Source organism: Vibrio rotiferianus CAIM 577 = LMG 21460, assembly GCF_002741985.1.
Lineage (GTDB): Bacteria > Pseudomonadota > Gammaproteobacteria > Enterobacterales > Vibrionaceae > Vibrio > Vibrio rotiferianus.
This window is the reverse complement of the sequence record NZ_APHW01000008.1, coordinates 101,658-114,263: the sequence shown is the minus strand read 5'-3', so window position 1 is coordinate 114,263 and position 12,606 is coordinate 101,658. Positions and strand designations below refer to the sequence as shown.

Annotated in this window: 10 protein-coding genes and 2 pseudogenes; 7 read left to right on the top strand and 5 right to left on the bottom strand. The window is 43.9% G+C overall.

The window, feature by feature from the left end:
• Positions 1–275: 275 nt before the first annotated feature.
• A complete protein-coding gene (pgm, locus tag B853_RS04005) occupies positions 276–1,922 on the bottom strand; it encodes a phosphoglucomutase (alpha-D-glucose-1,6-bisphosphate-dependent) (RefSeq protein ID WP_038885288.1) in 1,647 nt (548 codons plus the stop codon).
• Between the two features lie 93 nt (positions 1,923–2,015).
• A complete protein-coding gene (seqA, locus tag B853_RS04000; protein ID WP_010446807.1) occupies positions 2,016–2,558 on the bottom strand; it encodes a replication initiation negative regulator SeqA in 543 nt (180 codons plus the stop codon).
• Between the two features lie 92 nt (positions 2,559–2,650).
• On the opposite strand from seqA, the gene B853_RS03995 reads away from it, so the two are divergent.
• The 3 genes from B853_RS03995 to fldA all read left to right on the top strand — a co-directional run bounded on the left by B853_RS03995 (position 2,651) and on the right by fldA (position 4,335).
• Positions 2,651–3,418 carry an alpha/beta fold hydrolase gene (locus tag B853_RS03995; RefSeq protein ID WP_038885289.1) on the top strand — a complete coding sequence of 256 codons (768 nt, stop codon included), beginning with the start codon at positions 2,651–2,653 and terminating at the stop codon, positions 3,416–3,418.
• 112 nt (positions 3,419–3,530) lie between these two features.
• Positions 3,531–3,752 carry a DUF2788 domain-containing protein gene (locus B853_RS03990; RefSeq protein ID WP_010446802.1) on the top strand — a complete coding sequence of 74 codons (222 nt, stop codon included), beginning with the start codon at positions 3,531–3,533 and terminating at the stop codon, positions 3,750–3,752.
• Between the two features lie 49 nt (positions 3,753–3,801).
• Positions 3,802–4,335, top strand: coding sequence for a flavodoxin FldA (gene fldA / locus B853_RS03985; RefSeq protein ID WP_038885291.1), 534 nt, complete (start codon positions 3,802–3,804; stop codon positions 4,333–4,335).
• 54 nt (positions 4,336–4,389) lie between these two features.
• Here fldA and B853_RS03980 read toward each other — a convergent pair.
• Positions 4,390–4,895: pseudogene (locus B853_RS03980) on the bottom strand (DUF4442 domain-containing protein).
• A 199-nt stretch (positions 4,896–5,094) separates the two neighbouring features.
• Between B853_RS03980 and fcrX the strand changes: the two are divergent.
• Positions 5,095–5,544, top strand: a complete 450-nt coding sequence (gene fcrX, locus B853_RS03975) for a ferric iron uptake transcriptional regulator FcrX (RefSeq protein ID WP_010446797.1) — start codon at positions 5,095–5,097, stop codon at positions 5,542–5,544.
• A 75-nt stretch (positions 5,545–5,619) separates the two neighbouring features.
• On the top strand, positions 5,620–6,201 hold the full coding sequence (locus tag B853_RS03970) for a type II secretion system protein (protein WP_038885292.1): 582 nt from the start codon (positions 5,620–5,622) through the stop codon (positions 6,199–6,201).
• 62 nt (positions 6,202–6,263) lie between these two features.
• Here the strand turns inward: B853_RS03970 and glnS are convergent, their stop codons facing one another.
• Together glnS and nagE are read right to left on the bottom strand one after the other, a co-directional pair.
• Positions 6,264–7,934: a glutamine--tRNA ligase gene (gene glnS, locus B853_RS03965; protein ID WP_038885293.1), complete on the bottom strand. Its 1,671-nt coding sequence runs from the start codon at positions 7,932–7,934 to the stop codon at positions 6,264–6,266.
• Between the two features lie 236 nt (positions 7,935–8,170).
• A pseudogene (nagE, locus tag B853_RS03960) lies at positions 8,171–9,744 on the bottom strand (N-acetylglucosamine-specific PTS transporter subunit IIBC).
• Positions 9,745–10,234: 490 nt separating this feature from the next.
• Between nagE and nagA the strand changes: the two are divergent.
• Positions 10,235–11,371, top strand: a complete 1,137-nt coding sequence (gene nagA / locus B853_RS03950; RefSeq protein ID WP_038885294.1) for an N-acetylglucosamine-6-phosphate deacetylase — start codon at positions 10,235–10,237, stop codon at positions 11,369–11,371.
• Positions 11,372–11,373: 2 nt separating this feature from the next.
• Positions 11,374–12,588: a DNA-binding transcriptional regulator NagC gene (gene nagC / locus B853_RS03945; protein WP_010446789.1), complete on the top strand. Its 1,215-nt coding sequence runs from the start codon at positions 11,374–11,376 to the stop codon at positions 12,586–12,588.
• Positions 12,589–12,606: the final 18 nt, after the last annotated feature.

The following is a 12,606-nucleotide window of genomic DNA, read 5'->3' as shown; positions in this document are numbered from 1 at the left end:
AAACGGGAAACGGGAAACGGGAAACGGGAAACGGAAACGGAAACGGGAAACGGGAAACGGGAAACGGGAAACGGGAAACGATTTTATTTTGCTTTTCTAGGAACAAGTTCCGTCAACACCTTCTTAATCAAAATACCTTTTTACTACACTCTCAACGAGCACCTCTCGATTCCTAGAGCGAAACGTTCCCGCCTCTCGAAGCACAGCGTTCCCTCTCAACAAACAAAAAAAGGGCCGACACATTGTCGACCCTTTCAAAACCTTAATCCTTTGAATTACAGACCAGCAGCTGCAAACACTTGATTAACGATTTCCTGTGCTTCTGCTTCGATTTGTTTTAGGTGCTCTTCACCTTTAAAACTCTCGCAGTAAATCTTGTAGATATCTTCTGTGCCTGATGGACGAGCAGCAAACCAGCCATTCGCTGTTGTTACTTTTAGACCACCGATTGCAGCGCCATTACCTGGAGCGTGCGTTAAGCGAGCAGTAATTGTATCACCTGCTAGAGTTTCAGCCGCTACCATTTCTGGCGACAACTTCTTCAGCACGTCTTTTTGTGGGCCATTTGCTACAGCTTGAATACGGTTGTACTTCGATTCACCGTGCTTCGCTGCAAGCTCCTCATAGTAATCTTGAGGGTTCTTACCCGTTACCGCAGTGATCTCTGCCGCTAGAAGACATAGCAAGATGCCGTCTTTGTCTGTTGACCAAGGCGTACCATCTTTACGAAGGAAAGATGCACCAGCGCTTTCTTCACCGCCGAAACCGAACTTACCAGTGTACAGGCCATCCACAAACCATTTGAAGCCAACAGGTACTTCACATAGCTCACGACCTAAATCCGCTACAACACGGTCAATCAGAGCACTTGATACTAGCGTTTTACCCACAGCGACATCTTTACCCCACGCGTCACGGTGACGGTATAGGTAATCAATACAAACCGCTAAGAAGTGGTTCGGGTTCATCAGACCTTTTGGCGTTACGATACCATGACGATCGTAGTCAGGGTCGTTACCAAATGCTAGATCGTATTCGTCTTTCAGTGCCAACAAACCTGCCATTGCGTAAGGAGATGAACAGTCCATACGTACAACGCCGTCTTTATCTAGTGACATGAATTGGAAAGATGGGTCAATGGCTTCACTTACTAGCGTTAAGTCTAGGTTGTATGCCTGACCAATTTGACGCCAGTAATCAATGCCGCTACCACCCAATGGATCTACACCAATCTTCAGGTTTGCTTTTTGGATGGCTTCCATATCGATAACGTTTACTAGATCATCGATGTATGGTTTCACCAAGTCCATCTCAACAAACAGATCCGATGCTTTAGCTTCTGCTAGTGGTAGGCGTTTAACACCTTGTAGGCCTTCTGCAATCAGCGCGTTTGCACGATCTTCGATAGCTTGAGTCAGCTCTGCTTCTGCAGGGCCACCGTGCGTCGGGTTGTATTTGATACCGCCGTCTTGTGGTGGGTTATGAGATGGGGTAATTACAATACCGTCAGCTTTGTCATCATGCTTGATGTTGTGAGTCAGAATTGCATGTGAAATACCCGGTGTTGGTGTATAGCCGTTGTCTTGTTGGATAATCACTTTCACACCATTTGCAATCAATACTTCAATCACACTTGAAAACGCTGGTTCAGATAGCGCATGCGTGTCTTTACCTACAAACAGTGGACCTGTTGTACCTTGCTCAGCACGAACTTCTGCTACCGCTTGAGCGATGGCTAAAATGTGGTTTTCGTTAAAAGTGTGCTTATCTGCTGTACCGCGGTGACCAGAAGTACCAAATTGAACTTTGTGTTCTGCGTTTGCTGCGTCTGGTTGAAGTAAGAAGTAGTTAGCAACGAGTGCTGGGATATTGTGAAGATCTTCCTGCTGCGCTTTTTGCCCAGCACGAGGGTGCATAGCCATGTTTGACATCCTTTCTTTAAATACAAATAAAATTAAAAAAGCCTCATAATATCCGCTAAACGCTACACATTATGAGGCTTCTATCAGGTTTCTTTAGATTGAACCTGTTACTTTTTCGATTAAGTCAGGTTGGAACTCCATGTGTGTCATTACCTGCTCAACCATCTGTCTTTTACGACTGGTATTGTTATTGGTAATCACCCAAAACGGTGTATCCGGAATAGCTTTAGGCTTGGTTGTATTACCGTTTGCTAACAGTGTCTCTTCGTTGTCTGCAAAATATACACGTTTGCGACCTTTAACCTTTGTTGCTTGCGCAAACCCTTCTGGGTTCAGGTTATGCAATGTTGACAATACCAACATAAAACGATCAATTGCTTTTTTAAGTGACGCGAACTCATCCGAAATTAATAGCGAACGCATTTCTTTCACAGTATCAATTTGCGCGTCTTTACCAGCATCTTTACTTACTACAATTCCCTGTGGCTGCTCTAATACAGGAGCACTTGTTTGCTGCTGTTTTTGACCATCTAGGTCCAAAAGGCGTCGTAAAATATCCGAGGCACTTTCACCGATATGCTGAGTTTTGCTCGCAATAAAACGGTATAGATCCTCATCAACCTCAATTGTTTTCATTCGCTTTTCACATTCTCAACGTTTAAACTCTGGGGGATTATAACGAGATCCTCTCGGATACTCCACGTTAAACCCATCACGAATAAGATAAAATGTCAGCATTACTCAACTATAAGCAAGAAGGGCAAGGCCAACCGGTTGTTTTGATTCATGGATTGTTTGGAAGTTTCAGTAATCTAGGGTTACTGGCTCGCGATCTCGTTCAGGATCACTCGGTGATCAGTATCGATCTCCGAAATCATGGCCTCTCTTTCCATTCAGACACGCACAATTATGAAGTTCTAGCACAAGATGTGGCCGATTTACTTCGCTATCTAAAGGTTGAGCCTGCACTTGTCATCGGCCACTCTATGGGTGGAAAAGTCGCTATGAAGTTGGTGGATGCAGCACCTGAGTTTGTTAAACGACTTGTCGTGCTGGATATGGCGCCCGTGGCTTACCAAACCAACCGTCACGACAACGTATTTAATGGCTTGCAAGCAGTAATCAAAGAGCAACCATCTAATCGCCAGCAAACAATGGATATTCTCGCTCAACATATTGAGATCGATGGCGTCAGACAGTTCCTGTCGAAATCGTTGTATAAAAATGGCGACAAAATGGATTGGCGCTTTAACGTTGCGAGTTTGTTCAACAACTATAACGACATCATTGGCTGGCAAGAAATAGCACCTACAAACATTCCCACTTTGTTTGTTAAAGGTGGTGATTCAGATTACTTGATGCCTGAGCACCAGCCTGCGGTTCAGCGCCAGTTTAATAACGCCAAAGCACACATTATTGCCAATACCGGGCACTGGTTACATGCCGAGAAGCCGGTCGAAGTGATGCGCGTGATCAGGAAATATATTTCGAGTTAACAAATTCGAAAAACTACGCCTAATTATTGAAATAACCCTTCTTATAGTGCATTAACTTTACGGATTAACAGTGGTATAGTGCGCCCAAGATTTTTTGGCATGAAGGACGACAATGCTATACGACTATATGGACATGCTCGAGTCAATTGGACTCGATCTGCTTTTTGCTGCTATCTTCTTTTTCATCGGGATGGCAATAAAAGATGTACTCAAGCAAGGCAATGTACCTGTTTTTGGTCGTCGTATCGTATGGTTAGTCCTTTTCCTAGGCTGTGCTGGTTTTATCGCTAAAGGCATTATTCAGCTAAGCTGGGAAGGTACTGGATTAGGTTAAGTCCGGCTCCCCCATCGCCAGTAACATACAATGTAAAGGTATAGACTCTATGGCAAGTGTAGGTATCTTCTTCGGTAGCGACACAGGTAATACTGAAGCCGTTGCAAAGATGATTCAAAAGCAGCTAGGTAAACAGCTAGTTCACGTTCAAGACATCGCAAAAAGCAGCAAAGAAGACATTGATAACTTTGATCTTCTACTTCTAGGTATCCCAACTTGGTACTACGGTGAAGCACAATGTGATTGGGATGACTTCTTCCCAGAGCTTGAGCAAGTAGACTTCTCAACTAAGCTTGTGGCTATCTTCGGTTGTGGTGACCAAGAAGATTACGCAGAGTATTTCTGTGACGCGATGGGCACAGTGCGTGATATCGTTGAAGCAAAAGGCGGTACTATCCTAGGCCACACTTCAACTGATGGTTATGAGTTTGAAGCGTCTAAAGCACTTGTTGAAGGCGATGACAGTCAATTCGTCGGTCTATGTATTGATGAAGATCGTCAACCTGAACTGACTGACGAACGCGTTGAAAACTGGGTTAAGCAAATCTACGAAGAAATGTGCCTAGCTGAGCTTGAAGGCTAATACAGCATTCATGAAGAAAGACCTCCTACTGGGAGGTCTTTTTGTCTCTTATGATTATGGTGCTTCTGTTGCAATTTCTTCTTCTCGATACTGAGGCTTTTTACGTACATATAGCTTACGTTTAACTTCAGACACTACGTTACCATCTTTGTCTTTCACATAAGTGATGAATTCAGGAAAACACTTTTCTCCATTTCGCGTCATCTGATAGATCTCATCTAACATCCCATCGGTCACTTCGAAATCTGCATACAAATCACTTTGACCAGGTTTAATAAAGTTAATGCTCGCCTCTTTGTCCCATACATAGTATTCCTCTCGCAGAATGCCCATTAGCATCAGAGAATAAACAGGATCGGTCAGAGAGAAGATACTGCCACCATATTGGGTTCGATTTGCATTTTTGTTCCACCACCGAAGCTTCAGTCGGACTTTAACTGTTCGAAAGTCCTCGGAAATATGTAAGATTTTAATTCCAGCCCCCCCCAAAAAGGAGGCCAAATATTGAGCGCAAACTTCACTATTCCCGGCTTATATATTTTGGCGAGTCGCTTATTCATTGCCTTCCATGCCTCTAACATTTCCATGTTACGCAATTGTAACTGGTCTGATCTGTAATATAATCGACCCGTTCCCAATTTACAAAAATAATCTATTAACCCTTTGAAGTTCGTGGTTTATTGTTGACGCGGCTTAACCTATAATGGTAGGAATATTGAATTCTGTTAAATCGCTGCAGATGATCCAACGGGAAAGTATATGTCAGACAACAATCAGGCGCTAAAGGATGCGGGTCTTAAAGTAACGCTTCCTAGGCTAAAAATTTTAGAAGTACTACAACAGCCAGACTGCCAACACATCAGCGCTGAAGATTTGTACAAGAAGCTTATCGATTTAGGTGAAGAAATTGGTCTTGCGACTGTTTATCGAGTTCTAAACCAGTTTGATGATGCGGGTATCGTAACTCGCCACCATTTTGAAGGCGGCAAGTCGGTATTCGAACTTTCAACTCAGCACCATCACGACCACCTAGTGTGTCTTGATTGTGGTGAGGTTATTGAATTCTCAGATGACATTATCGAGCAACGCCAGAAAGAGATTGCAGCTCAATACAACGTACAGCTGACTAACCACAGCTTATACCTTTACGGTAAATGCAGTGATGGCTCTTGCAAAGACAACCCAGACGCACATAAACCATCAAAATAAATAGTTGTTGATGTTTATGTAATTTATGGTTAAAACGCTAGCGTAAAGCTGGCGTTTTTTGTTTTGGAGGTAGCCATGAATTCTCAGCAGAATGGTTTTACACTGCTTGAGCTTGTAATCGCGATCGTTGTGCTTGGTATTCTTGCTGTCGTAGCAGCGCCAAGATTTCTCAACATTCAAGACGATGCATATCTAGCTAAAATCGAAGATATCGCCACAAACCTCCAAACCGGGGTAAAGTTCACCCAGAGTCAGTGGCTCGCCAATGGTGCTACACCTGAAGCTCAGGTCAATTTACAAGGATATGGTGGTGGAAGCCTGGATGTAAATGAATTTGGCTATCCGCTAGGAACCAACAAAGGTAACAGTAACGGTAAGATTGGTAGTCCTTTTAACATTGGCAAGAACAACCCAGGCTGTATCGCCGTATGGGAAGCGTTATTGGGGGCTGAATATCGTTTATCTAACTCCAATAACCAGCATGATGCTGTCGACTTCATTACAAAAAGAGTAAGAGACAGCTCTGGTCACTGGTCTGTATGTTATTACATATATACAGTAAAGGGATATGATGATGATCCTGACAGCGCTCAGTTTGTGATTTGGTATGACTCTAAACAAGGTACCGCTTCCACAACAAAACCAGGACGTCTCTAACACTAACGTACAAACAAAAAATGCCAGCAATTGCTGGCATTTTTGTTGGCGATAAATTGAGATTATTGGTTCTCGATTTTCGCCCAAGTATCACGTAAACCAACCGTACGGTTGAATACTAGGTTATCTGCTGAAGAGTCTTTCGAATCTGCACAGAAGTAACCCATACGCTCAAATTGGTAACCTTTTTCAGCTTCTGATGATGCTAAGCTTGGCTCAACAAAACCGTTTAGAATCACTAGTGATTCTGGGTTGATTGTCGCAGCAAAGTCATCCGCAGCAGCTGGGTTTGGTACTGTGAACAAACGATCGTACAGACGAATTTCTGCAGGCAGAGCTTTGTCCGCTGAAACCCAGTGAATTACACCTTTCACTTTACGGCCATCTGCTGGGTTCTTACCTAGTGTATCAGCATCGTAAGTACAGAAGATTGTTGTGATGTTGCCTTCCGCGTCTTTCTCGATGCGTTCAGCCTTGATCACGTATGCGCCACGTAGACGTACTTCTTTACCTAGAACAAGACGCTTGTACTTCTTGTTTGCTTCTTCACGGAAGTCTTCGCGCTCGATCCAAACTTCACGAGTGAATGGCACTTCACGCTCACCCATTTCAGGTTTGTTTGGATGGTTAGCTACCGTTAGAGTTTCAACCGCGCCTTCTTCAAAGTTCTCGATAACGATCTTAACTGGATCTAGAACGGCCATCGCACGTGGTGCATTTTCGTTTAGATCATCACGAATACAAGATTCTAGTGAACCAAACTCAATCATGTTCTCCTGCTTCGTTACGCCGATACGCTTACAGAACTCACGAATAGATGCAGATGTGAAGCCACGACGACGCAGACCTGATACGGTTGGCATACGTGGGTCATCCCAACCGTCAACCAATTTCTCAGTTACTAGTTGGTTTAGCTTACGCTTAGACATCACTGTGTATTCAAGGTTTAGGCGGCTGAACTCGTACTGGTGAGGACGACATTCAATTGTGATGTTATCTAGTACCCAGTCGTACAGACGACGGTTATCCATGAACTCTAGAGTACAGATAGAGTGCGTAATGCCTTCTAGCGCATCAGAGATACAGTGTGTGAAGTCGTACATTGGGTAAATGCACCACTTATCACCAGTCTGGTGGTGAGTCGCGAAACGTACACGGTAGATCACTGGGTCACGCATAACCATGAATGAAGAACCCATGTCGATCTTCGCACGAAGACACGCTTTACCTTCTTCGAACTCACCCGCACGCATTTTTTCAAATAGCGCTAGGTTTTCTTCTACCGGACGATCACGGTATGGGCTTGGTTTACCCGGAGCCGTTAGCGTACCGCGGTATTCACGAATCTGCTCAGGACTTAGCTCATCAACGTACGCTAAGCCTTTATTAATCAATTCAATTGCATATTCGTAAAGCTTGTCGAAGTAGTTTGATGAGTAACATACTTCACCATCCCACTCAAAGCCCAACCAGTTTACATCTTTCTTGATAGACTCAACGTATTCGATGTCTTCTTTTTCAGGGTTTGTATCGTCGAAACGTAGGTTACATTGACCCTGGTAGTCCTGAGCAATACCGAAGTTCAAACAGATAGACTTAGCATGACCGATATGCAGGTAACCATTTGGTTCCGGCGGAAATCGAGTATGCACGCTAGTGTGTTTACCATCCGCTAGATCTTTATCAATGATCTGGCGAATAAAGTTTGATGGACGAGCATCAGCTTCACTCATCTATAGCACCTCAAAATAATAGTATTGTCAGAGAAAACGAGACTCTGTTAACCGCTATGGTTTTACAGAGTGCATTGCTCCTAATGATCCACAATTATTAGTAATTAGACAACAAGATCTCGCTTTAAATAGCCATTATTTATCGTGTTAGCTTGATTGCTCAGCAGTTCATCGTCTTAAAAACGAAAAAAGGCCTCCCGAAGGAGGCCCAATCATAGAGAGTCAGTTTGATGTAACTAAGGAAGTTTTACATCTGATAGGTCTTCACCTGCACCGATTGCTTTCATTTCACCAGCAACGATTTCAGCAAGAGGACCAAGGATAACTTGAAGGTTGTTTTCGCCTAGCTTAACGACACCTTTCGCACCTAGTTTCTTAAGTACAGCTTCGTCTGCTACTGAGCGGTCTTTAAGAGTAAGACGTAGACGAGTGATACATGCGTCGATTGAAGTTAGGTTGTCATGACCACCTAGCGCTTTCAGGTATTGACGAGCTAGGTCACCTTTCTTCGCATCACCAGCTGGAGCAGCAGATGTATCTTCGTCATCGTCTTCACGCCTGGAGATTTCAGGTTGAATGCGCGGATTGCGAAGCTAAATGTGAAGAAGTATAGAGCACCGAAGCCTAGACCGATTGCGAACAATAGTAGAGGTTTAGTTGCTAGGCCGTAGTTCAATACGAAGTCGATAAGACCTGCAGAGAAGCCGAAGCCGTGCAGTGTACCAAACATGTTAGCAACTACTAGAGATAGACCAGTAAATACTGCGTGCATTGCGTATAGAGCTGGAGCTAGGAATACGAACATGAACTCTAGTGGCTCAGTGATACCTGTTAGGAATGAACAGAATGCTACTGAGAATAGTGCACCACCAACTTGGCTACGTTTTTCAGCAGGTGCTGCTAGGTACATAGCTAGAGCTGCACCAGGTAGACCGAACATCATTACTGGGAAGAAACCGTTCATGAATACACCAGCGCTCTTATCGCCGCCGAAGAAACGGTGTAGGTCACCAGATTTAACAGTTTCTGTTACTTCTTTAACTGTTGCAGTGATTTCTGGAGTTACAGAGTTAGCAAATTCGAATGTGTGAGTTTGACCAGCAACAAGAGTCTTAGCTAGAGCTGGGTCAACACAAAGCTGTTGTAGAGCAGGAAGAGCTTGACCAGCAGCCGTTGCGCCAGAAACTAGAACTTCTTGACACGTACCCATACCGAACCAGAAGTACGAGTTTAGTACGTGGTGTAGACCTACAGGGATAAGTGCACGGTTAAGAGTACCGTATACGAACTGACCGATAGCACCAGAAGTAGAAACTGCGTGAGCTAGCGCGTCAAGACCGCCTTGGATTGTTGGCCATACAACACCAGCAACAGCACCAGCTACTAGCGAGAATAGACCCGCCATGATTGGTACTAGACGTTTGCCAGAGAAGAATGCCAACCACTCAGGAAGACGTGTAGCATGGAAAGCGTTGTAAGAGTGACCAGCGATAATACCAGCGATGATACCGCCGAAGAATGACATGTTAACGTCAGCGTTGATTGTGGTCGCTGTTGCTGTAATTACGAAGTAAGCAACTGCACCAGCTAGACCTGCAGCACCTTGACCGTCTTTAGAAAGACCAATCGCAATACCTAGACCAAATAGAAGTGGAAGCTGACCGAAGATCGCGCCACCAGCTTGAGCCATAAATGGAATGTCTAATAGGTCACCTTGACCTAAGCGTAGTAAAAGCGCCGCAACTGGAAGCGTTGCGATAGGAAGCATAAGAGCTTTACCTAACTTTTGCGCATATCCAAGAATATTCACCTTAAGTTCCCCCTATAGGATTTTATGTTTTGTCGAAAGACTTATTTCAGTCGTTCAATTTAGTCGTTCTCAGTTTATGACATTAATTTTGCTCCGCAAATTAAAAGCTCATTGTTTGTGATCATAATCACCAGTTTTTGCCTTTCCAAAAGGTTTTTGCTAGCGAGATCATAAAACTTATTTTATTATACGAAAAAATGGCGTTTTAAAGATAAGATTCTCGCACTTTATGCAAGACAGAATCAGTGTTATTTTGGTATCTCAATAGATGATTCATAGTAACTTCGCTCTGAAAAACAATCATAAAAACCAATTACTTTTATGTTTTTCAGTTGGTTACTCTGATAATGACATCGATAAAACGCGACTTGCTGTATTTAACTCGTTATCTAATTCAGTAACACAAAGTAAGTTACCGATTAGGTTCGCATTCATCGCTATTAGATAACGAGGAAGAATTTAAATTCTCACGTATAAGGATTAGCTGACTATGTATGCGCTAAGTAACTGTAAAATCTATACCGGTAGTGATGTTCTTACCGATCATGCGGTCATCATCGACAACGACAAGATTCAATCAGTAGTGCCAGTTACTGAACTGCCAGAAGGTATGGAAATTAGAAACCTAGAAGGTGCCAACCTAAGCCCAGGTTTTATTGACCTTCAGCTAAACGGCTGCGGCGGCGTGATGTTGAATGATGAAATCACTCCAGAAACAATGCAGATTATGCATGAAGCTAACCTTAAGTCTGGTTGTACAAGCTTCTTACCTACTCTTATCACTTCTTCAGACGAAGACATGCGTGCTTCGATTGCTGCGGCCCGCGAGTACCACAATAAATACCAAAACCAATCGCTAGGTTTGCATCTTGAAGGTCCGTACCTAAACGTAGCGAAAAAAGGTATTCACAGCGTTGACTTCATCCGCCCTTCTGACGACGGTATGATTGACCTGATCTGTGCGAATGCTGACATCATCGCAAAAGTAACGCTAGCACCAGAGCAAAATGACCCAGAGCACATCTCTCGTTTGAAAGCGGCTGGTATCGTGGTTTCTATTGGTCACACCAACGCGACTTATGCAGAAGCTCGTCAAGGCTTCGACGCAGGTATCACTTTCGCTACCCACCTATTTAACGCAATGACACCAATGGTTGGTCGTGAACCAGGTGTAGTTGGTGCGATTTACGACACTCCTGAAGTTTACGCAGGTATCATTGCTGACGGCTTCCACGTTGATTACGCAAACATTCGAATTGCTCATAAAATCAAAGGTGAAAAGCTTGTTTTGGTGACGGATGCCACAGCTCCAGCAGGTGCTAACATTGATCACTTTATTTTTGTCGGTAAGAAAGTATATTACCGAGATGGTAAGTGTGTTGATGAAAATGGCACACTAGGCGGCTCAGCTCTGACTATGATTGAAGCAGTTCAGAATACAGTTGAGCACGCAGGCATCGCTTTAGACGAAGCTCTACGAATGGCTACGCTGTATCCAGCAACCGCAATCGGTGTTGAAGACAGTCTTGGTCGTATTCGAAAAGGAATGGTAGCTAACCTGACCGTTTTCGATCGTGACTTCAATGTAAAAGCGACGGTTGTTAACGGACAATACGAGCAAAATTAAGCATGAATGGCGGACAGATTGGTAATGTAGATTTAGTAAAACAGCTTAACAGCGCTGCGGTATATAGGCTGATTGACCAACAAGGTCCAATCTCCCGTATTCAGGTCGCGGATGTTAGTCAGCTCGCTCCAGCGAGTGTTACCAAAATAACCCGCCAACTTTTAGAGCGCGGCTTAATCAAAGAAGTCGCGCAACAAGCTTCTACCGGCGGTCGACGAGCTATCTCGCTGACCACTGAAGTAAAACCTTTTCACTCCATCGCTGTTCGATTAGGACGAGACTATGTTCAGTTTTGTCTGTATGACCTCGGTGGCACCGCACTAGCAGAAGACCAACACGAACTTCACTACACCAATCAAGCAGACCTCATTGCAGGTTTGGTCGATTTGTTAAAAGAATTTGTGGATCGCTGCCACGATAAGATCGATCAATTAATTGCTATTGGCATTACGCTTCCTGGCTTGGTAAACCCTACCACCGGCGTAGTTGAGTACATGCCAAACACAGATATTGATAACCTAGCCTTGGGTGAGATCATTCGTGAAAAGTTCAATACCGCATGTTTTGTTGGTAACGACGTGCGTGGTATGGCACTGGCTGAACACTACTTTGGTGCGAGCCAAGATTGCCAAGACTCAATCCTTGTCAGTGTTCACCGTGGTACCGGTGCTGGTATCATTGTGAATGGCCAAGTATTCCTCGGCTTTAACCGCAACGTAGGTGAAATTGGTCACATTCAAATCGACCCGCTTGGCGAACAATGCCAATGTGGCAACTTCGGTTGTTTAGAAACCGTAGCAGCAAACCCAGCTATCGTTCAACGAGTGAAAAAGCTGATTGCACAAGGTTACGAATCTAGCCTTACCCAGCTTGAGCACATCACCATTGAAGATGTATGCACGCATGCAATAAACGGTGACGAATTAGCGAAGCAAAGCTTAGTTCGTGTGGGCAACCAGTTAGGAAAAGCCATTGCGATTACTGTTAACTTGTTTAACCCACAGAAAATAGTCATTGCCGGCGATATTACTGAAGCAGAAGAAATTGTTTTCCCTGCTATCCAGCGTAATGTTGAAAACCAGTCACTTAAAACATTCCACAATGAGCTGCCTATTGTCGCATCTCTTATTGATAAACAACCGACAATGGGTGCCTTTGCGATGATCAAACGCGCTATGTTGAACGGAGTTTTGTTACAAAAGTTGCTAGAAGACTAAGTTTATACAACCAATTGA

Excerpts from the sequence above, each read along its gene's own strand:
- seqA (WP_010446807.1), bottom strand. The coding sequence starts at position 2,558 with ATGAAAACAATTGAGGTTGATGAGGATCTATACCGTTTTATTGCGAGC.
- nagC (WP_010446789.1), top strand. The coding sequence starts at position 11,374 with ATGAATGGCGGACAGATTGGTAATGTAGATTTAGTAAAACAGCTTAAC.
- B853_RS03995 (WP_038885289.1), top strand. The coding sequence starts at position 2,651 with ATGTCAGCATTACTCAACTATAAGCAAGAAGGGCAAGGCCAACCGGTT.
- glnS (WP_038885293.1), bottom strand. The coding sequence starts at position 7,934 with ATGAGTGAAGCTGATGCTCGTCCATCAAACTTTATTCGCCAGATCATT.
- fldA (WP_038885291.1), top strand. The coding sequence starts at position 3,802 with ATGGCAAGTGTAGGTATCTTCTTCGGTAGCGACACAGGTAATACTGAA.
- B853_RS03970 (WP_038885292.1), top strand. The coding sequence starts at position 5,620 with ATGAATTCTCAGCAGAATGGTTTTACACTGCTTGAGCTTGTAATCGCG.
- pgm (WP_038885288.1), bottom strand. The coding sequence starts at position 1,922 with ATGGCTATGCACCCTCGTGCTGGGCAAAAAGCGCAGCAGGAAGATCTT.
- B853_RS03990 (WP_010446802.1), top strand. The coding sequence starts at position 3,531 with ATGCTATACGACTATATGGACATGCTCGAGTCAATTGGACTCGATCTG.
- nagA (WP_038885294.1), top strand. The coding sequence starts at position 10,235 with ATGTATGCGCTAAGTAACTGTAAAATCTATACCGGTAGTGATGTTCTT.
- fcrX (WP_010446797.1), top strand. The coding sequence starts at position 5,095 with ATGTCAGACAACAATCAGGCGCTAAAGGATGCGGGTCTTAAAGTAACG.